This is a genomic window from Dysgonomonas sp. HDW5B, assembly GCF_011299335.1.
Lineage (GTDB): Bacteria > Bacteroidota > Bacteroidia > Bacteroidales > Dysgonomonadaceae > Dysgonomonas_A.
On sequence record NZ_CP049858.1, the window covers coordinates 2,713,876 to 2,735,346 of the forward strand.

A 21,471-nucleotide genomic window follows, 5' to 3' on the forward strand; every position below is an offset into this window, starting at 1 on the left:
CTGTTTTTGTTTAATTTGATAATAAAAGGTATGTGACCCTAAATATTGATAACTATATAATAAATACCTACCAGAATGAATACAGCTGATACGATACGTCTGAACCATACTTCAAAACTTTTCATCCGGTTGTAGAACTTACCCACATTCGACATACTGTAAGCCAGTAGATAAGCTATGATTATTACAGGCAATCCTGTTGCTATCGCAAAAACAGGAGGTAGTAATAAGCCCGAAGTTGAAGCCATTGTCATAGGAATAAGCACCCCAAAATACAATACACCACTATACGGACAAAAAGCCAAAGCAAACAAGACTCCCAAGAGAAAAGCATTCCAGTAGTTTTTCTTTAGTTTCTTTTCATTGACTTTTGATGTCAGGCTATTTAATATTGGTATGTTCACCTTAATTACATCGAGCATCAAGATACCAATGATAACCAGAGATATGCCCAAATAAAGCCCAGTGACATTTTGAAGTATCTTTGCAACCTGAAATTTACTTGCCCCTAAGTAGAATATCAAGCCTAGTGCCGTATAGCTGAAAGTACGTCCTAGTGTATAAAATATACCGTTAAGAAGCACTCTTCTTTTTTCGGTAATATCTTTGCTCAGATAGGCTGTTGCCGTAATATTTGTAGCCAATGGACAGGGACTGATAGCTGTCATTAACCCCAAGATAAATGCTGTTAGTATCGGAATATCCGAATTATCTACTATTTGTTGTAAAAACTCCATTAATCAACACGTTTATTTACTTCTTCTTTAACAAGGCTCGTAAGAGCATCAGGCGAGTTTACAGCATTAGCAAATGCCTGCTCTGTCAAATCCGTATAATCTTCGCCTTTGACTATCAATAAAGAACTGAAAGCTATTTCGTATTTTTCGACTATATCTTTGTTTTTATCTTCATCAATGTTTATTTCAACAAATTTGACTTTCTGATTATCTTTATAATTGTCAGCTATTGCTTTTTTTGTTACATCTTCGATCGCCAGACAAGTTTTACAACGTTGTTTACCATGAAAATAATAAACGTTTACGTTCGATGCATCAGCAGTTGCAACTGTTTGTTCGGGTGTAGTAGCTTCTGCTGTTTCTTGTTTGTTTTCTGTTTTTCCGCCTCCGCATGAGATTAGCAACAGGGCAAATAGTGAAAGTAAAAGTGTTTTCTTCATACGATTTATTTTATTGGTTTATAATTGTTCATTTTTATAATACTTCTTTCTCAACCAAAAAGCCACATTAACCAAAGCAATCAATACAGGCACTTCAACCAATGGACCCACAACCCCAGCAAATGCCTGTCCGCTGTGAATACCGAAAACCCCAATTGCAACCGCAATAGCCAGCTCAAAATTATTGCCTGTGGCCGTAAATGAAATAGAAGCATTCTTATCATAACTAGCCCCCATTGCCTTACTCACAAAAAAGCTGATAAAGAACATCGCCACAAAATAGATCAGCAAAGGGATAGCAATGCGTACCACATCCATCGGTATTTGTACAATCAGTTCGCCTTTTAGGCTGAACATTAAGATAATAGTCAGCAGTAAAGCAATTAAGGTGATAGGTGATATAGCTGGAATAAACTTCTCCTTATACCATTGTTCCCCTTTTAGTTTTACTAATATCAGACGGCTAAGAATACCCATCAGGAAAGGAATACCCAGATAGATAGCTACCGTTTCGGCAATCGTACCAATAGATATATCCACAATAGCACCCTCGAATCCAAAGTAAGGAGGCAGTATTGTTATAAACAGCCAAGCATAAAAACTGTAAAAGAATACTTGAAAAATACTATTGAGAGCAACTAAACCAGCTCCGTATTCGGTATTGCCTTCTGCCAGATCGTTCCAGACCAATACCATCGCTATACAGCGAGCCAAACCGATAAGAATAACTCCTACCATATACTCAGGGTAATTTTGCAGAAAAACAATGGCAAGTATAAACATCAGAATAGGGGCAATAATCCAATTGAGAAGCAAGGATATGCTTAATATCTTTACATTGGTAAAAACCTTTGGTAAGAGTTTATAATCCACTTTAGCTAGTGGCGGATACATCATCAGAATAAGTCCTATCGCCAAAGGAATATTAGTTGTTCCGCTTGACATGGAATCTACTGTTGCAGATACCGAAGGAAAGAAATAACCTATGCCCACCCCAATAGCCATAGCCAAGAATATCCAGATGGTTAAGTTTTTATCCAAGAAACTCATTTTCCTTTTACTCATTTCCTTTTATCTCTTTTAAGTAAAACTCATAAAACCCTTTCTTGATTTCGTCACGCACACGTATATACTCCGATTGGATAAACTCAGGTGTGCCTACAGCATCCGACGGATCGTCAAAGCCGATATGTAAACGGTGTTTTACCGTGCCTGTAAATGCAGGGCAACTTTCATTTGCACCTCCACAAACGGTAATTACATAATCCCATTCATCATTCAGGTATTTATCAACACTGTCGGATGTATGATGTGAAATATCTATCCCTGCTTCTTTCATTACTTCAACCGCTTTGGAATTTAGTTTTCCGCTTGCTTTTGTCCCTGCTGAGCAGACGGTAAGAGATGGATCGAACGATTGGAGAAAACCATGAGCCATCTGGCTACGGCAGCTATTGCCTGTACAAAGAATAAGTACTTTCATTGTTGTATTACTTTTTTATTTTTAGTTGTTTTATCATTTTACTATTAATCATAGGTATGCCTATACAGACAATTTGTTGGCCTAAGTCGGTATAGCCGTTTTTCATAAAGAAACCGTTAGCAGTAAGAGATACATCCGCACTAAGTTCTTCGATTCCGACTTCTTTGGCGTGTTGCTCGATAGTCGATAGCAGAGCCTTTGCAATGCCCTTCCCCTGAAAATCTTTGTGTACAAAGAGAGTGTTCAAATAACCATCGGGTTTGAGAGAGCAGAAGCCTACTATTTGATTTTCAATTCCACAGACGATGAAGTATTCTTCGTTTATACGTTGCAGCCAAACGTCATTATCCACTCCACGTTTCGCCCAGAGGTCAACCTGCTCGAATGTATAATCTTTGATGTTTACGGATAAGATTGTTTCCTGATAGAGTTTCTTTATTTGCTCTATGTCTTCTTCTTTTGCTAATCTGATTGTATTCATATATTGATTTTTATTTCTTTTTGACGGTTCGTTATTCGTGGAACTACGAATTGCACGAGCAAATTTTTTATGACTCGCAGCCCGAATCAAATTGAATGTCTTTGAAAAAAGCAGAGAATAATCTTTGTGCTGTTTCCCAATTGCCTCTATGGATGCAATACTTTACGGTGGGAGGTGTAATTGTTCCCTGTATCAGTCTGGCATCTTTCAGTTCATTCAAATGTTGCGAAAGGGTGCTTTTGGCTACGGGTAGTATTTCCGACATATCGCCATGGTAACAGCAGGTCTGACTTGCCAACAACTGAAGTATAGCTATACGCACAGGATGACCCATCGCTTTGGCAAAGCGTGCTAGCTGCTCTTGTTCTTTTGTTAAGTCTTTCTTGGACATCGGATATATTTTATTTTAGTTCGTAAATATACGAATAGTATTCGATTAATAAAAACAGCTCGGCATTTTTTAATTATTTTTTTGTACTATATGCTGTTTAATACTTTGCTTTTGGTTATCTATCAAAACAAAACTATTAGTTGAAACTGACTAATTTCGTATAATACAGATAATTGTTAGATTCGTTTTTCCATTCATCGTATTTCTGAAAAATAGAATTTAAGAAGATTATTATTATCTAACAGATAATATGATCGTGAGGATAAAAGTACTATTTTTACATGTAGGGTCATTTGATCAGCAATCTTATAAGAGCAGATACCTAAAACCATATATTTTAGAATAGCCTATTTAATTTTTTCGAAATAGAATTCTCCATAAGAGTGTAAGCTTAGAAATACAGAAGGAAATAACGTAACTAATGTTTTAGTGCTTCTAATACTATACTTAAAATGAAAATAGCAATAAAGACAGTGTTTGCAGCTGATTATTTTGGTGCTATACCCTATACCGAAGTTTGGGGAGCAAGAAATGCGGTATATGGCCAGCCTGTTAATCACCGAAATTTGATTTCATGGGGAAGTACTGCTGAAGAGCTTTATAATACAGGAATTGTTTCGTCGATACAGGAATATTATAACTACTATAAAAACAGTACAGCAACCAATTTAAAAGATGCAGATATTGCTTCTGCTGATGTTTTAGACGCTAGTTTGAAAACATGGCTGACTAGTTATAAGTTTAATGCAGCCAAAGCATTGGAGCAGATAGCAACTCAGAAATGGATCAATTTTGGTATCTTGCAACCCTTTGAATGTTGGGCTGAATATCGTGGTACCGATCTGCCGATTCTGATTGATGATATAGAAAACGGAACTTTATTGAATAAAGCGAATGCTCCGGTCAGATTTTTATATCCGGCAAACGAAGCTTCAATGAATTATGTGAATTTCCAAACTGTAGTCGATCAGAATTATATACCCATAAAAGGCTATGGTGGGATGTTAAGTGAAACATGAATAAGCAAAGATAAGGTACAATAAGTTGAGTATCCGGAAATCAAACTTTATGCCTTATTTCTTGAGGTAAAATTATAATATACAATGGCAAATAATTTAAAAGTAAAATTACTATTAACGGCTCTTATTTCATCGGGTTTAGTATTTAGTCAATCAAAGATTCTTTATAATAACGGCTGGATTGACTTTAATAAGAATGGCAAAATGGATATTTACGAAAATCCGAAGGCTAATCTAAACGACCGTATAGAGGACTTATTAAGTCAAATGTCTATAGAAGAAAAAACAGCTCAGATGGCAACACTATATGGTTCGGGAAGAGTCTTGAAAGATGCTTTGCCAACCCCTCAGTGGAAGTCTGAGATCTGGAAAGACGGAATCGGTAATATCGATGAAGAGCATAACGGATTAGGAAGTTTTAAAGCAGAATATGCATTTCCCTTCTCAAAACATGTAGATGCTATAAATACCGTTCAACGTTGGTTTGTAGAAGATACTCGTTTAGGTATTCCTGTTGATTTTACCAACGAAGGTATCAGAGGACTTTGTCATTATCAGGCAACACTTTTCCCTGCACAGAGCGGGCAAGGGGCTACGTGGAACAAAGACCTCATAAGCAAAATAGCAGAAGTAACAGCCGTAGAGGCGAAAGCTTTGGGATATACAAATATATATTCGCCTATCCTCGATATTGCTCAGGATCCTCGTTGGGGTAGAGTAGTAGAATGCTACAGCGAAGACCCTTATCTTGTAAGCCAACTGGGAAAAAGGATGATTATGGGGCTTCAAAATCATGGATTGATAGCAACACCTAAACACTTTGCAGTATATAGCATACCGGTAGGAGGACGTGATGAGGAGACTCGAACCGATCCGCATGTGGCTCCACGGGAGATGAGGACATTGTTTCTCGAACCATTCAGAGTTGCGTTTCAGGAAGCTGGGGCGTTAGGAGTTATGAGTTCATACAATGATTACGATGGAATACCCATCACCGGAAATTATCACTTTTTGACTGAGATATTACGTCAGGAGTGGGGATTCAAAGGGTATGTAGTTTCGGATAGTGAAGCCGTAGAATACCTTTACAGCAAGCATAAAGTATCTAAAAATGCAGTAGATGCAGCCGCAGAGGTGGTAAATGCAGGACTTAATATTCGTACAAACTTTACACCTCCCGAAGATTTTATAATTCCGTTGAGAGAGGCGATAAAACAAGGAAAAGTTTCCCGACAAACCGTAGATTCAAGAGTTCGTGATATACTTCGGGTAAAATTTATGTTGGGGTTATTTGACAATCCATATACGGGAGATAAAAAGGTTGCAGATAAAATTGTTGCTTCTCCCGAACACAAAAAAGTCTCTCTTGATGCAGCCCGACAATCGGTTGTACTTCTCAAAAATGAGAATAATATACTCCCTTTAAATAAAAACACTAAAAAAATAGCTCTGATAGGACCTAACGCCGACGAACGTAAGGATTTTATTTGTCGCTATGGTCCAGCCAATCCGCCTATTATAACCGTAAAGGAAGGGCTGGAGGCATTGCTTCCCAATAGTCAGATTATTTATGAAAAAGGTTGTGATATAATTGACGAAAATTTCCCCGAAAGTGAGATTATCAAAGAAGCTATATCAATGGAAGATCAGCAGATGATAGACAAAGCTGTAAAAGCTGCACAAGAATCGGATGTGGCTATTGTTGTGCTTGGCGGATCCGAAAGAACTGTCAGAGAATATTATTCGCGCTCCAATCTTGACTTGGCAGGACATCAGGAGGCTTTACTGAAAGCGGTTTATGCTACCGGAAAATCCGTAGTACTAGTATTAATAGATGGCCGTGCAGTATCAATCAATTGGGCAAATAAATATATACCCAGCATTGTGCAAGCATCTTTTCCCGGTGAATTTACGGGTACGGCTTTAGCTGAGGTTCTTTTCGGGGATTATAATCCGGGAGGAAAATTAGCTGTAACATACCCTAAGTCTGTAGGGCAGATTCCTTTTGCATTTCCATTCAAGCCGGGTTCTGATACAGACGGTCCCGTACGTGTATCGGGTGCATTATATCCTTTTGGCTATGGGTTAAGTTATACAACCTTCGAATATTCCGATTTAAAAGTATCCCCAATTCAAGCAGGACTTCTTTCGAATGTAGATGTTTCTGTCCGAATTACAAATACAGGGAAAAAAGAAGGAGACGAAGTGGTACAACTTTATTTGAATGATGAAGTGAGCAGTGTTACCACATACACTCAGTTACTTAGAGGATTTGAGCGCATCAGCCTTAAACCCGGTGAAATGAAGGAGGTTAAATTTACACTTACTCCTCAGGATTTAGGTTTATGGAACAGACATAACGAGTTTGTTGTAGAACCCGGATTCTTTGAAGTAAGAATAGGAGCTTCGTCTCAGGATATCAAATTGAAAGAGCGTTTTGAGATCGTAGAACGATAAGAGAAAATCTTCATTCGAGAAAAGAATTTGAGTGAATAAGATAAACAGATATGGATAGCAGATCAAATCTCGATTAAAATTTGATCTGCTATTTTTTTAATCTATTATTAGCTTATTTTAAAATAAACGATAAATGTTTTATGTTTTATTTAAAATAAATGCTTTTATTTGTATTTGAATTATTAATTACAATTTAAATATTATAGTATGAAAGCAAAATCTATTCGGATTATTCATTTACTGAAATGGTCATTAAACATTATTTGGTATCTAAATTTTTTGTTGATTGTGGTTGCTCTATATTTTTTATCTAATGAATATATAGTGCAGGACACTTACTATTTTAATGAGAAGATAACAATTAATATGCATAAGGCTCTTTCAGAACAAGAACTGATATCCGGTTCTGAAACGACATCAAATATCAGGCTATTTAAAAATAGAGGTCGAATAATGATGAATGTCAATAATTCAGTATCTAATACTATTGTAAGTATTGTTTCATTATTATTACTGGAAGGTATTATTATAGGTGTATTGTTCCACTTACGCAAGCTTTTCAGCTCCTTTCAAAAAGAGTCTATCTTCTCGGTTGATAATATCAGGCACTTCAAAATTATAGCTTTGTATATTGCCCTCTATTCGCCGCTAAATTGGGGAGTACATTTATACCGAGATTGGATATTGACTGAAAATGTAAACCATTATAATTATCTATTTGCCTTAGACTGGATTCCTGATTTTGTGGGATTATTGGTAGGTGCTGTTATCTTTGCTATTGCAAAAATATTCAAGCTGGGTTTTGAACTTGAACAAGAAAATAAAGCATTTGTATAATGGCAATAATTGTAAATCTAGACATAGAAATGGCAAAGAACAAAATATCGCTCACTGAACTGGCAGAGCGTTTAGATATGAGCATGACTAATCTGTCTTTGCTAAAGAACGGAAGAGTGAAAGGTGTCAGATTTGAAACATTAAACTCTTTGTGTACCATCTTAAACTGTGAAGTTGGAGATATTTTAGAATATGTTCCTGACAGTAATTGAAACCTAAAAAGTCTGTTCTAAAATAAATCATTTGAGCTATGAATTTGTGAAGAATTAAAAATATTAATTGACTAAATGTATTGATAATATTCTTTTTGAATCTAAAAGATGTTAATCTACTTACTGGTTGAACCGTTAAAAAAATATTGAAATATTCTCTGTTAATACCGAAATACTGAATTCTTCAGGCCAGAGGAAGCTAAGGTCATCGAGTTAAGGAAAATATAAATAAATTATATTTAGATTCTTTCTTAGTACCTTTGCCCGCTGCATGGAATATAAGAAAGACATATTAAATTTTATGAAAGAAATAGCGGAGTCCGACTGTCCCGACTCGTTCCGCTTACTTTATAACCACTACTATACAAAGTTGTTTCGGCAAGCTCTTTATTATTTAAACAACAACCCCGATTATGCCCAAGAAGTCGTAGCCGACGTTTTTGTTGCTTTGTGGCAAAGCCGTAAAATCTTAGATACTATAACCGATCCCGATGCCTACCTCTTTATAGCATTAAAACATGCTGCGGCTCGTTATGTGGAAAAAAACTACCGGAAAAAGACTGAATTACTTATCGAAAATCTTCCCGATAATAACTATAGCAGCAGTGATGAGACTGATTTCGATATATTAGATATCGAATTACAAACGAAATATAAACAGGCATTGGAAAAATTACCCCCTCGTTGTGCCGAAGTATTTCGTCTGGTTCGTGAAGAACGAAAAAAATATTCCGAAGTTGCAGAAATGTTAGGAATATCACCTAAGACTGTAGATAATCAGATGAATAAGGCTGTGAAGCTGCTGTATGAAGAACTGAAAGAAAATCTTTTTATCGTATTTTTTTAAATTCTCAATAGGGGTATTTTTATTTTTCGTACTCTTTATTATTGAAAGCGATAAAACAGAGAGATAAAAGATGAAATATAATACTAAAATACAAAAAGCTCGTCAAAAATATCTGAAAGGATTACCCCTTTCGGAGCAAGAGCAGGCTCTCTTCGAAAAAGATTTATCAGACAAAGACTTTCTTTTTTTTACATCGGATGATGCTCCTCTTATACTTCCCGATAAATATAGAGCAGACATAACATTCCGACTGGTTGAAAAACAAATAAGATTGAATAAATCGATAATGAGTCGACCTCTTATTAAATATGCCGGCTATGCAGTTGCAGTATTATTACTCTTTTTAATATCTACAGTTGTATATAACTATGCGAAACAACCGGAAGTATTATATGTGACTACTTCTTATGGAGAGAAGAAAGAAGTGGAGCTGCCCGATGGTTCTTTAGTGATACTTAATAGTCTGTCATCGATTGCCTATCCTCAAAAAATGAATGGTAAAACCAGAGAAGTGTCATTAGAAGGAGAAGCCTATTTTGATGTTGTTAAAAATCCCAATCAAGCATTTATCGTAAAAGCGAAAAATATAGAGGTAAAAGTCTTAGGTACAAAATTTAATATAGATGCTTATGAAAATCAGGAACACATCACGACCACTTTATTTGACGGTATTGTATCTGTTGGGGTACACTCTGGATATACTCAGAAGCTTAAACCCGGCGAACAAGCTGTTTTTAGTAAAAAAACAGAGAAACTCGAAGTGCAGCAGTTGAAAGATCCGGATATTGAAAGAGCTTGGCGTAACAATCTGTTGGTGTTCGAAAACGAACCACTGATCGACATATTAGATGCCTTATCGCGTGAGCATAACGTAAACTTCGAAATTAACAATCAGACGTTGGCTCAGTTGCGTATAACAGTTCGTTTCGCTTCAGGCGAATCGATCGAAAGAGCATTGACTATATTAGGTCAGACAGCAGAGTTTACCTATATCAAGCAAGGTAATAAATATAAAATAGTGACCCGAAAATAAGAGTTTGCATGCATATATCTGTTAGGATACCTCTTTTGTTTTTTATCATTTGCTTCTACGTATTTACGGGATATGCTCAAACAGCCTCTATAACTATGGAAATGAAGAATAATACATTAAAAGAAATAGTCAGAAAGGTAGAGACAAAATGTAACTACACATTTGTATTTAATGAAAATCTGAATATGGAACAACGACAAGACATTTCTATATCCCAATCATCTATTGACGGAGCTTTGAAACATATTTTCAGAGGAACCGGTATTAGTTGGCAAATAGAAGGCAGTCATATTATTCTGAATAAAGCGAAGAAGATTACCATATCGGGCTATGTAACAGATCAAGGCTCAATGGAGACGTTGATAGGGGCGGCAATCAGTGACCGAAAATCGGGGGCAGGTAATTTTACAAACTCTTATGGATACTATTCGATTCAGGTTATGCCTGATAGTATTTATTTGCAGGCTTCTTATATCGGATTTAAATCTCTATCGAAAAGCTTTTTTGTGCAAAATGATACGATCGTTAATTTTCGGCTAAAAGAATCCAGTGCCATATTAGAGGATGTGACGGTATATAATACCAAATCATTTTCGCCATCAAGTGGTTCCTTCGAATTGTCAGGTACGGGAACTAAACCGATACCCGCTGCTTTTGGTGAAAATGACATATTGAAATCCCTCCAAGCAATACCGGGTATTAGAGCAGGAGTCGAAGGTTCGGCAGGAATGTATGTGCGAGGGGGAAGTCCCGATCAAAACCTGATTCTGATAGATGGAGTTCCTATCTATAATACAGGACATATGTGGGGTGTATTTTCAGTATTTAACGGTGATGCAGTTAAAAAAATGTCACTGCACAAAGGAAGTTTTCCGGCTCGTTTTAGTGGACGCCTTTCATCCGTTGTCGATATTCGTTTCAAGGATGGAGATATGCAAAAGTTTCATGGAGACTTCACTCTCAGTTTATTTGCCGCCAGAATCAATATAGAGGGGCCTATCATAAAAGGTAAAACATCTTACAGCTTTTCGGCACGGCGTTCTTTTCTTGATGGTATTCAGAGAATAACTACCACTCCGTTTTTATCTAATAGCCTGTTTTATATCTATGATATGAATGCCAAGGTAAATCATAAATTTTCGGATCGGAGCCGTCTTTATCTGAGCTATTATAGCGGTCGTGACAAATTAGATACAAAAAGTGAAATGACTGCTTATGAGGGAGATGAGGTAAAGTCTTATAATAAGACTAAGTACAGTTACGGATGGGGTAATGATATTATTTCTTTAAGATGGAATTATGTGATTAATAATAAGCTGTTCATGAATAATACTTTAGCATATAACAAGTATAAATTCAACTTCATGTCACATATAGATGAGAAGTATGAGGAGCAAAGACAAAACTATGCGAGTTTTCAAAAATCGGGGATTAAAGACTGGCAATTCAGCTCTGACTTTGAATATCAACCTAACAATAATCATTACTTCCGTTTTGGAGGAGGTTTGATCTTGCATCAATTCAGTCCCGAAATGCATGGATATCAGGTAAAAGAAATGAGCCATAACAATCAGGATTGGAAGTTAAACTATTATTTGTATGATAAAATAAGCGGGCAGGAAGTGTCACTATACGGAGAAGATGAATTTTTTATCACAAAAAAGCTAAGGACTAATCTGGGGCTTCATTTCTCGGTATTCAATGTTCAGAATAAGACATATCTGGCATTACAACCACGTATATCTTTGGGATACGAATTGTCTCCAAAAGTGGCTTTTAAAGCTTCATATACCAAGATGAATCAATTTGTAAACTTGTTATCATCTAATACAATAAGTCAGCCGACAGACCTTTGGGTGCCGATCACAAAGAAGTTCAGACCTATGTCGTCCCATCAATTTACAGGAGGTTTGTTTTTCGATACAAAAAGCGGATATAACTTTTCAGCTGAAGGATTCTATAAGAGGATGAATAACGTTCTTGAATACAAAGATGGTATGGCTTGGAAAGATGCCTTCACTTCGTGGGAAGAATATGTAGAATCGGGCAAAGGATGGTCTTATGGTATGGAACTATTTGCCCAGAAAACAAAAGGACGTTTTACCGGGTGGATTGGTTACACTTTATCGTGGAACGAACGCCGCTTCAAGACAATAAATAAAGGTCGCCTCTTTCCGGCTAAATACGATAGCAGGCATAATTTTAATATAACAGGTACATTTCAATGGAGTAAAAAAATAGATCTTGTAGCCTCATGGATGTATGCTACAGGAAGTAGAAGTACGCTGCCTCTTGAAGAATACCAGCCCTTACCAATCCGGGGGGGCGATCCTTCGCTATACTCTTTTGGCTATCCTCCGGTAGAGTATATCAGCGGACGTAACAATTATAAAATGTCGGATACACATCACCTCGATTTAGAAATGAAATATTACCGTTCGCCACGAAAAATCTGGACATTTGGTGTCTACAATGTTTATGGCAGATTAAACCCCTATATGGCACGTGTAGGAGGATACGATGAAAAGGTAATAATAGAGAGTTCATTAATAGGAGTAGTACCTTCTGTATCATTTACATATAAATTCAAATAAGAAATGAGAAAACTATTTGTCATATTATCACTGATCACTATTTTATTCTCATCCTGCGACTTTGAGAAGGTAGTAGATATAGGCAGTGTTCCTATAACTCCGCATCTGGTGTTAAACGGACTATTGTATGCCAATAGCGATACTAGTTATTTCTATATCACTAAAAGCCGTCCTATATATAGTCGGGATACAATAGCTATGGGGATCAACTATGATTGGGGATATGATATAATAGAGAATGCAGACTTTAGCTTAAGCGTAAATGGGAATGCTTCTCATCTAAAATATAGTCGTGCCGACAGTGCCTACATCTTATTCGGAAAACTGAAGGAAGGCGATGAAGTAAACGTACAATCGCTCTATAATGGACAAGAGCTGCAATCGATAGCTATTTTACCCCCTGCTCCGGAGGTTGTTTCGGTTGATACTGCGAGTTTCAATCGTATTGAGTATGGCAGATTAAAAAACTATACTATGTTTAAATTGACAATAAAAGATATGCCGGGCAGAAACGACTATTATCGTTTATTGGTAAATAACGAATTCTATTATCTGGAGGGTGATACCATTCAAAAATATTCACCCTATTATTCCTCTTATTATTCGAATGATCCGGTCTTGACAGACGGATATATGGGAAGCACTAACAATTCTGATATCGGATTAGCATCTTCCGTCTATAATTATTTTTCGGTATTTCGTGATGTGAGATTTGCAGGTAAAGAATATACACTTTCGTTCTATGTCGACAACTCTGTATCCTATTGGTATGGCCCGGAAGAAGCCGACTCTATAAAACGATATCTGACAGTAAGACTGCAATCGATAAGCGAAGACTTATACAAATACTACTCATCATTACAACGTAGCCGACAGGCATCTTCCGATAAAGTGTCGGAGCCGGTTGTTGTGCATACCAATATCAATGGTGGATTAGGTATACTCGGAGCATGTTATGAAATCAAAGTTTTCGAATATAAAAACTTCTAAAAAGGCGCGCGCTACAATACGATAAACAAATAAAATTTTATTAATTAAAAACAATTTGATATGAAGAGAATTTATCTGTTCACGCTACTGCTATGTGCTTTTAGTTCGGGTATTATTGCCCAGAAAAAAGAGTTTTTCAAAGACAATAAGCACGAACTTCGATTGTCGTATGGTTCTGTAAATGACGACAGTTATTATGATCAGTTTTATTACATGCAAAGCTATGGCTATTATTCTGGCGGAGGGTATTATCCCGGTTACGGCGGTTATTATGGCAGTGATTATTTAGGTGCAGCTACCTATAGCGGTGCCACGAAAACAACAGGTGTGTTTGGTGCTAACTATTTCTACAATATGTCCGACCTTCGCTTTTCGTTTGGAGGTGCATTATCTTATAGTGGCTATAATACCGATTTTAATAATCGTCTCGATGACTCTAAAGCGGGGTATAAAAAAGGGCATAATATTGCCTTTACTCCTATGATCAGGTATTCGTGGCTTTCGAAAGAGAAGTTTCGTCTTTACTCGGGTATTGGATGGAGTTTTTATTGGGATATAACCCGTTATAAAATGGACTCGAAGAGCGGTTCTTCTAAAAATAATAATACCTCATTTGGCAGCGAATTAATGTTGACTCCAATAGGCTTCTCGTTCGGTAAAAAAGTATTTGTCTTTGGAGAAGTCAATCTGGGAGGCCGTACCGGTAATTTTGTTGGAGGTGTCGGTTATAGATTTTGATACAACTAATAGCTGAGACTTGTAAACTGATACATCATTAAATATTTTCAAATACTAAATAAAAGAAAAATATGAAAAAAATAATTTATATACTGACACTGTTGTCTGTTACTTTACTTTCATCCTGCGAAGTCGAAGAAGGACAAACCGGATATCCTAAAACATTGCAAGGGAAAATTGCCTATGACGATGTTGAAAGTCGCCTTTCTCAGTCGATATACCTGTTGGACTTGATGGCAAAGGTTGATTACTATGCACAGGCTCCTGCCGATGAAAAAGAAGGTATCAAAAACTATTTTTTATCGCGGTATACAATTACAAGTACTGATAAAACATGGACATTGAATGACAATACTCGTGAGATAATATTCACCCATAATCAGAAATCTATCAATGAGAGTGGAGCAATATGGACAGCAAAGGTTATTACGAATGCATGGGAGAAGGGGATTATTGTCTTTGAGGATAAGAATTTCCGTGTAGAAAGTTTCGGAGACAAAGACTGGAAAATTACAACAAAAGACCTCCGATTTTATGATGTAATTTCAAGTTATGGCTTTTCTTATGATAATCTGAGTAATGCCGAGTTGCGAGTAAAAGGATCTAAAGCACACGATAAGTCACCAAGTCTCTACGATTTTAAGGTGGAAAGTGGGAGTGGAGATTTAAAACTCAATTCTACGAAGATTAACTATGAGATATCGGAACCACTGTCTTATGTATATCTGTCATCCACTTTCTCGAATCTATACCCTATCAGTGGCAAACTGAGTATCACAGCTGATGATGACAAAATTATCGCTCAAATAATTGCATCAGATTATGGTTCGAAGGTTGAGATAACATTTAATGGAGTGGCAGAAACTTATTATTAACCGGATTTAAATAGTTTATTTTACCAAGCACTATTCTATATCAATCCAATATAGAATAGTGCTTTTTTGATATGATCCGATTTTTTTAGAAGCAAAAAATATTATTCGGTTTCAGAATATCAGTTATGTAATGAGACCTTAATTGATCTTTGAAAGGCAAATTTTATCCAATTGCGATAGATTGGTCTCCAATAATTCACCATTACCCAAATTTTATTTATTGTAATTCTGAGGTTTCGAAAATGGTATAAAATGCCACATGGACTTGCTCTTTTCTGCTGTTTTCACTGAAAATGTCTTCAAAATATACTTATTAGGCAAAGTACGATACTGTGTATTTTGACATTCTCATCCGTTGTAGATTTTTACTGAGAATAGTCTTGATTGACATTGTGAATTATTAACATTTACGAAGATGTTTTTTTATTTAAAAATCTCTAGCTTTATTGACATGTTTAATCAGTCTAGTAGTTTTTAGTGCTGAATTGTAGCCTTAAATAAGAATGACTTAAACACAATGTAACTTTACTAAATATAACTTTAATGCTTAATCGTAAGTAGGAATAAATTTACCGTTTACTCCTGCTGAATTAAAAATACCTATGAATAAACAAATTATTTACACTCGTTCTCAAACATTTTGGTTAGTCTTGTTGAGATTATTAATCGGATGGCATTTCCTCTATGAAGGAATAGTAAAGATGATTAATACGGGATGGAGTTCATCCCCTTATTTAATGGACTCACAAGGTTTTCTGTCTTCATTTTTCCATAGCATAGCAAGTAATCCGGGAGTATTGTCAGTTGTTAACTGTATAAATATCTATGGGCTGATACTTGTGGGGCTAGGGCTCATCTTGGGATGTTTTTCACGCTATGCATCTATAGGTGGAGTTATCTTTCTTGCTATGTATTATTTATCGCATGCTCCTTTTATCGGAGCCGAATACATGATGCCAACCGAGGGGAGTTATTTATGGGTAGATAAAAATCTTATTGAGATAGGAGCACTTATGGTCTTAATCTATTTTCCTACCTCTCAAATTATAGGATTTGATAGATATATTAATACTTTGTTGAAGAAATAACCCGAAGAACACTATGATATCAGAAGATAATACACCACAGGAAAATAAAGAAAAAAAGAATAATACACCCGATAAAGAAACAGCGCTTCCCGAATCTCAGGGAAGGCGTAATGCCATAAAAACACTTGCAACTGTTCCCTTGCTGGGAGCTTTGGCATATGGAGCATACAAGAAACAAAAAAGTATCAAGACGCTGAAAGATGTAAGCGATGTGTTTAACCTTAGTAATGCATCTACATCCGTTCCGGCTATGCAGACCGATGGAAAACTGATTCGCTTAGGCGTTATTGGTTGCGGCATCAGAGGAAAGCAACTGCTAAGAGCTTTAGGCTTTGCCACACCCGAGCGTATGCAGATACTAAAAACAGAAGCGAAAGAAAACTCGTCGGACACTCGTTACAAAGACTTTTTAGCACAAGAAAGCCTCAATGTTCAAATAACGGGAATATGCGATATATTCGACACATTTGCTGAAGAAGGAATAGCAGCAGGAGGCAATATATATAAAGAAGTAGCTGGCGGAAAAATGGGACCTCAACCCAAACGTTATTTGAACTATAAAGAGTTGTTGGCTGCCGACGATATAGATGCTGTTGTGATTGCTACTCCCGATCATTGGCACGGAACGATGGCTATGGATGCAGCAAAAGCCGGAAAGCATGTTTATTGCGAAAAGCCTTTAACATGGACAGTACCCGAAACCTATGCGGTAAGAGACGTGATTCGTCAGTCGAACGTGGTTTTTCAATTGGGGCATCAAGGTCGTCAGGTCGACAGTTACCGCAAAGCAAAAGAGATAATAGACAAAGGGTTACTGGGACCTATTACTCTTATCGAAGTGTGTACCAACCGAAACGATCCCAATGGAGCATGGGTATATGATATCGATCCTACGGCAAATCCGAAAACAATAGATTGGAAGCAGTTCGAAGGTGATCCGCAAAGAATAAAAGAATATAATGAATATATGCTGAGTAATAACTTGGCAAAATATATGGGGCCTGATGAACGTGATAAATTCAGTCTCGAACGGTTTTTTCGCTGGCGTTGCTGGTGGGACTACAGCACCGGACTTAGTGGAGATTTGCTAACTCATGAATATGATGCAGTAAATCAATTGCTTGGAACAGGAATTCCTCATTCGGCAGCATCTTCAGGAGGAGTGTATTTCTTTAAAGACGGCAGGACTGTTCCCGATGTATTACAAACCGTATTTGAGTTTCCCGATAAAAATCTGACCATGTTATATAGTGCCACTTTAGCCAGTAACCGCAACAGGGGCAAGGTATTTATGGGGCACGATGCTTCGATGGAAGTGGGTAACACGTTGACTTTGAAAATAGACAGTGGATCGACCCGCTATAAAGAAAAAATAGAACAAGGTATTATTAAACCCGACGTTCCATTTTATACTTATGTACCCGGGCAGAGCAAGGTAGATGCTATTACATCTGCCACCGAATTATACTTTGCCGAACGTGGATTGCTTTACTCATACATGGGTGGTAAACGTTACGATACTACATTTCTACATCTCAGAGAGTGGCTCGAATGTATACGAAATAGAAATTTAAAACCTTCGTGTGGTATAGATGCAGCATTCGAGGAAGCCATAACGGCACATATGGGAACAAGGGCTTATCTCGAAGGACGTACCATGTATTGGGATAAAGACAAAGAGCTAATAGTAAAGGCATAACACAAACGATTGCCTTATCAGGATATTATCTGAATTTACAAAATTGTTAACTAATAAATTAAAATTATGGCATCAGAGATTTCGAGGAGAAAATTCTTGCAAACAGGAGCTAAAGCTGCAGTTGGACTGACGATTATTCCGAGTACAGTTTTAGGACAAAGTTTTGGATCAGTAGCACCCAGTGATAAACTGAATATATTGGGTGTTGGTATAGGAGGTCGTGGAGCAGGTGTGTTGAAAGGCATGAATACTCAGAATATTATCGGACTATGTGATGTAGACTGGAAATACAGTGGTCATGTCTTTAAAGATTATCCCAAAGCCAAAGCATATTATGACTACCGGAAAATGTTTGACGAGTTAGGCAAATCTGCTGATGCTGTAATGGTAGCAACGGCCGACCATACACACGCTATAATAGCCGCCGAAGCTATAACTATGGGGAAAAATGTTTATTGCGAAAAACCATTAACTCATACCGTTTACGAGTCGCGCTTATTGACCAAATTGGCCGATAAATATAAAGTGGCTACTCAAATGGGTAATCAGGGATCTTCGGGTGAAGGAGTTCGCAAAGTGTGCGAATGGATATGGAACGGAGAAATAGGAGAAATAACAAAAGTAGAGGCATTTACCGATCGTCCGATATGGCCTCAGGGGTTGAATCGTCCCGATGTTGTAGAAAAAGTACCTAAAACATTAAACTGGGATTTATTTGTCGGACCGGCACAATTCTGTGAATATAACTCTATATATACACCATGGAACTGGCGTGGCTGGTGGGAATTTGGTACAGGTGCATTAGGAGATATGGCTTGTCATATTCTTCATCCTGTATTTAAAGGTCTGAAACTTGGATATCCAACTAAAGTTCAGGGAAGCTCAACTTTGCTGCTAACAGCTTGTGCACCAAATGCACAGATGGTGAAATTTGTATTCCCTGCCAGAGATAATATGCCAAAGGTAGCTATGCCCGAAGTAGAAGTAATATGGTACGATGGAGGATTAAAACCAATGCGTCCCGAAGGTATGCCTGCAAACAAAGACTTGAATGACGATGGCGGAGGTGTTATTTTCCATGGAACAAAAGATACGCTGATATGTGGCTGTTACGGTAAAGACCCTTGGTTACTTTCCGGTCGTGTGCCGTCAGCTCCTAAAGTATTGAGAGAGGTAAAAACATCTCACGAAATGGATTGGGTAAGAGCTTGTAAAGAAGATGCATCGAACAGAGTAGAAACAGCTTCTCCGTTTAGCGAAGCAGGACCTTTTAATGAAATTGTAGTAATGGGTGTTCTTGCCATAAGATTGCAAGGTTTGAATCAGGTATTGGATTGGGATGGCCCGAACATGAGGTTCACCAATATAGATCCGAATGCAACGATAAGGACTGTCATAAAAGACGGTTTCGAGATAAAAGACGGTCATCCTACTTTTGATAAAAAATGGACAGATCCGGTAAATGCAACAGCATTTGCTCAGGAGCTGATTAAACATACCTACCGTAATGGATGGAAACTACCTGATATGCCTAAATAAGGTAACAGATGAATTTACTGTTTTAAATTATATAACTAAAAAAATAATATATGAATAAGTTAGTTTTAAGATTAAGTTGTTTTGCAATTGCAGGAACATTAATCGCTTGTGGTGGAGAAAAGAAAACTGCAGATAATGCAACACAGAGTACAGAACCAAAAACAGAAGAAAAGATGGCGCCTGCATATACAGTCGTAGAAAATCCGGTTGTTGATTTGAGCGAATTTCCTAAAGATAAAGACGGTTATATCACACTATTCGATGGTAAATCGTTTAAAGGATGGCGTGGATATGGAAAAGATAAAGTGCCTTCGAAATGGACTATCGACAATGGAGCAATCAAATTTAACGGTTCGGGTGCCGGTGAAGCTCAAGACGGAGATGGCGGCGATATTATATTCGCTTCTAAATTCAAAAACTTTGAACTTGAATTGGAATGGAAAGTTTCTAAAGGTGGCAACTCCGGTATTTTCTATCTAGCCCAAGAAATTTCGACTAAAGATACTGCAACCGGAGAGGTAAGAATGGAGCCTATCTATATATCTTCACCCGAGTATCAAGTATTGGATAATGAAAATCATCCGGATGCAAAACTAGGTAAAGACAATAATAGACAATCGGCATCATTGTATGATATGATTCCGGCGAAACCACAAAATGGAAAACCTTTTGGTCAGTGGAACAAAGCTAAGATTATGGTATACAAAGGTACAGTGGTACATGGTCAGAATGGCGAAAACGTAGTTGAATATCACCTTTGGACTCCACAATGGACAGAAATGCTTCAAAAAAGCAAATTCAGTCAAGAAGCTTGGCCTTTGGCATTCGAATTGCTAAATAACTGTGGTGGTGATAAAAAAGAAGGATATATCGGATTCCAGGATCATGGTGATGATGTATGGTTTAAGAATATAAGAATAAAAATACTTGACTAAATAAATCCTTTTCATTTTTTTCAAAGTTGAAGATCAAATCCATTGAAGAATTATTTTGGTGGATTTGATTTTTCAATGAACATGCACACCTATTCTATCTTAGAGTACTAATTTGCAGTGGTCGTTTATAATAAGTCATCATAATTAAAAGGTCTGAGACCTTAATTGTATAATCTGATATTTTTACCATGAAAAAGAATGTATTATTTGTACTAATTATGTTTATGTCAACAGTTTGTATGGCTAAGCAAAAAGTCAATTCGAAAGATTCTGCCCCGATGAAAAAAGAAATTGTTTTGCAGCTTTATTCGGTAAGAGATGATATATCTAAAGATTATGAGGGGACAATAAAAAAAGTAGGGGAGATGGGTTTCACCGATGTTGAGGCCGCTAATTATGATAACGGTTTGTTTTATGGAAAAACTCCTGCACAATTTAAGTCTGATATAGAAAAAGCAGGTATGAATGTGCTTTCTTCCCATACATCAAAAGAGCTATCTCAAAAAGAATTATCGTCTAAAGATTTCACGGAATCGCTCCAATGGTGGGACAAATGTATCGATGCACATAAGGCTGCCGGTATGACCTATATAGTTGCACCCTGGATGGAAGTGCCCAAAACTCTCAAGGACTTACAAACCTATTGCGAGTACTATAACGAGATCGGAAAAAGATGCAAGGCAAAGGGTATTTCCTTTGGGTATCACAATCATGCACATGAATTTCAGAAAGTAGAAGGACAGGTGATGTATGATTACATGATAGAGCATACGAATCCCGAATACGTATTTTTTCAGATGGATGTATATTGGGTAGTAAGAGGACAACAAAGTCCGGTCGATTACTTTAATAAGTACAACGGTCGTTTTAAACTATTGCATATTAAAGACAATAAAGAGCTTGGTCAAAGTGGTATGGTCGGTTTCGATGCTATTTTCAGAAATACAGATGCCGCAGGTACAGAACACCTGATCGTAGAAGTTGAGAATTATAACTTTACACCGATAGAAAGTGTACAGAAAAGTTTAGACTATCTGCTCGACTGTCCACTAGTAAAAGCCAGTTATAGTAAATAA

At 37.0% G+C, this 21,471-nt stretch carries 21 protein-coding genes; 15 read left to right on the forward strand and 6 right to left on the reverse strand.

The window, feature by feature from the left end; genetic code table 11:
* Nucleotides 1-38: 38 nt before the first annotated feature.
* From G7051_RS11170 to G7051_RS11195, 6 genes are all read right to left on the reverse strand, one after another.
* Complete coding sequence (locus tag G7051_RS11170; RefSeq protein ID WP_166115180.1) at nucleotides 39-737, reverse strand: aromatic aminobenezylarsenical efflux permease ArsG family transporter; 699 nt, start codon at nucleotides 735-737, stop codon at nucleotides 39-41.
* On the reverse strand, nucleotides 737-1,177 hold the full coding sequence (locus G7051_RS11175) for a nitrophenyl compound nitroreductase subunit ArsF family protein (RefSeq protein WP_166200327.1): 441 nt from the start codon (nucleotides 1,175-1,177) through the stop codon (nucleotides 737-739). Before G7051_RS11175 ends, G7051_RS11170 begins: the two co-directional genes overlap by 1 nt.
* Nucleotides 1,178-1,195: 18 nt before the next feature.
* On the reverse strand, nucleotides 1,196-2,242 hold the full coding sequence (arsB, locus tag G7051_RS11180) for an ACR3 family arsenite efflux transporter (RefSeq protein ID WP_166200329.1): 1,047 nt from the start codon (nucleotides 2,240-2,242) through the stop codon (nucleotides 1,196-1,198).
* Nucleotides 2,235-2,660 carry an arsenate reductase ArsC gene (locus tag G7051_RS11185; RefSeq protein ID WP_166200331.1) on the reverse strand — a complete coding sequence of 142 codons (426 nt, stop codon included), beginning with the start codon at nucleotides 2,658-2,660 and terminating at the stop codon, nucleotides 2,235-2,237. Before G7051_RS11185 ends, arsB begins: the two co-directional genes overlap by 8 nt.
* A 7-nt stretch (nucleotides 2,661-2,667) precedes the next feature.
* Complete coding sequence (locus G7051_RS11190) at nucleotides 2,668-3,141, reverse strand: GNAT family N-acetyltransferase (protein ID WP_166200333.1); 474 nt, start codon at nucleotides 3,139-3,141, stop codon at nucleotides 2,668-2,670.
* Nucleotides 3,142-3,208: 67 nt separating this feature from the next.
* On the reverse strand, nucleotides 3,209-3,532 hold the full coding sequence (locus G7051_RS11195; protein WP_166200335.1) for a helix-turn-helix transcriptional regulator: 324 nt from the start codon (nucleotides 3,530-3,532) through the stop codon (nucleotides 3,209-3,211).
* A gap of 452 nt (nucleotides 3,533-3,984) precedes the next feature.
* Between G7051_RS11195 and G7051_RS11200 the strand changes: the two genes are divergently transcribed.
* From G7051_RS11200 to G7051_RS11270, 15 genes are all read left to right on the forward strand, one after another.
* Nucleotides 3,985-4,551 carry a SusD/RagB family nutrient-binding outer membrane lipoprotein gene (locus tag G7051_RS11200; RefSeq protein ID WP_166200337.1) on the forward strand — a complete coding sequence of 189 codons (567 nt, stop codon included), beginning with the start codon at nucleotides 3,985-3,987 and terminating at the stop codon, nucleotides 4,549-4,551.
* 84 nt (nucleotides 4,552-4,635) lie between these two features.
* Nucleotides 4,636-7,008, forward strand: coding sequence for a glycoside hydrolase family 3 N-terminal domain-containing protein (locus G7051_RS11205; RefSeq protein ID WP_166200339.1), 2,373 nt, complete (start codon nucleotides 4,636-4,638; stop codon nucleotides 7,006-7,008).
* Nucleotides 7,009-7,215: 207 nt separating this feature from the next.
* Nucleotides 7,216-7,845 carry a DUF2975 domain-containing protein gene (locus G7051_RS11210; RefSeq protein ID WP_166200341.1) on the forward strand — a complete coding sequence of 210 codons (630 nt, stop codon included), beginning with the start codon at nucleotides 7,216-7,218 and terminating at the stop codon, nucleotides 7,843-7,845.
* The gene (locus G7051_RS11215) at nucleotides 7,845-8,057 is read left to right on the forward strand and encodes a helix-turn-helix transcriptional regulator (RefSeq protein ID WP_166115208.1); all 213 of its coding nucleotides are present in this window, start codon (nucleotides 7,845-7,847) and stop codon (nucleotides 8,055-8,057) included. The genes G7051_RS11210 and G7051_RS11215 overlap by 1 nt, the downstream gene beginning before the upstream one ends.
* Before the next feature lie 301 nt (nucleotides 8,058-8,358).
* Nucleotides 8,359-8,904, forward strand: coding sequence for an RNA polymerase sigma-70 factor (locus G7051_RS11220; protein ID WP_166200343.1), 546 nt, complete (start codon nucleotides 8,359-8,361; stop codon nucleotides 8,902-8,904).
* A gap of 70 nt (nucleotides 8,905-8,974) precedes the next feature.
* A complete protein-coding gene (locus G7051_RS11225; protein ID WP_166200345.1) occupies nucleotides 8,975-9,937 on the forward strand; it encodes a FecR family protein in 963 nt (320 codons plus the stop codon).
* Nucleotides 9,938-9,945: 8 nt separating this feature from the next.
* Nucleotides 9,946-12,531, forward strand: coding sequence for a TonB-dependent receptor (locus G7051_RS11230; RefSeq protein WP_166200347.1), 2,586 nt, complete (start codon nucleotides 9,946-9,948; stop codon nucleotides 12,529-12,531).
* A gap of 3 nt (nucleotides 12,532-12,534) precedes the next feature.
* Nucleotides 12,535-13,521 carry a DUF4249 domain-containing protein gene (locus G7051_RS11235; protein WP_166200349.1) on the forward strand — a complete coding sequence of 329 codons (987 nt, stop codon included), beginning with the start codon at nucleotides 12,535-12,537 and terminating at the stop codon, nucleotides 13,519-13,521.
* Between the two features lie 60 nt (nucleotides 13,522-13,581).
* Nucleotides 13,582-14,259: a hypothetical protein gene (locus G7051_RS11240; protein ID WP_166197535.1), complete on the forward strand. Its 678-nt coding sequence runs from the start codon at nucleotides 13,582-13,584 to the stop codon at nucleotides 14,257-14,259.
* Between the two features lie 71 nt (nucleotides 14,260-14,330).
* Nucleotides 14,331-15,134, forward strand: coding sequence for a hypothetical protein (locus G7051_RS11245; protein ID WP_166200351.1), 804 nt, complete (start codon nucleotides 14,331-14,333; stop codon nucleotides 15,132-15,134).
* Nucleotides 15,135-15,736: 602 nt separating this feature from the next.
* On the forward strand, nucleotides 15,737-16,222 hold the full coding sequence (locus G7051_RS11250; RefSeq protein ID WP_166200353.1) for a DoxX family membrane protein: 486 nt from the start codon (nucleotides 15,737-15,739) through the stop codon (nucleotides 16,220-16,222).
* 13 nt (nucleotides 16,223-16,235) lie between these two features.
* A complete protein-coding gene (locus G7051_RS11255) occupies nucleotides 16,236-17,921 on the forward strand; it encodes a Gfo/Idh/MocA family protein (protein WP_166200355.1) in 1,686 nt (561 codons plus the stop codon).
* A 66-nt stretch (nucleotides 17,922-17,987) separates the two neighbouring features.
* Nucleotides 17,988-19,460 carry a Gfo/Idh/MocA family protein gene (locus G7051_RS11260; protein ID WP_166115235.1) on the forward strand — a complete coding sequence of 491 codons (1,473 nt, stop codon included), beginning with the start codon at nucleotides 17,988-17,990 and terminating at the stop codon, nucleotides 19,458-19,460.
* A gap of 50 nt (nucleotides 19,461-19,510) precedes the next feature.
* Nucleotides 19,511-20,395, forward strand: a complete 885-nt coding sequence (locus tag G7051_RS11265; protein WP_166200357.1) for a DUF1080 domain-containing protein — start codon at nucleotides 19,511-19,513, stop codon at nucleotides 20,393-20,395.
* Between the two features lie 188 nt (nucleotides 20,396-20,583).
* On the forward strand, nucleotides 20,584-21,471 hold the full coding sequence (locus tag G7051_RS11270; protein WP_370522598.1) for a sugar phosphate isomerase/epimerase family protein: 888 nt from the start codon (nucleotides 20,584-20,586) through the stop codon (nucleotides 21,469-21,471).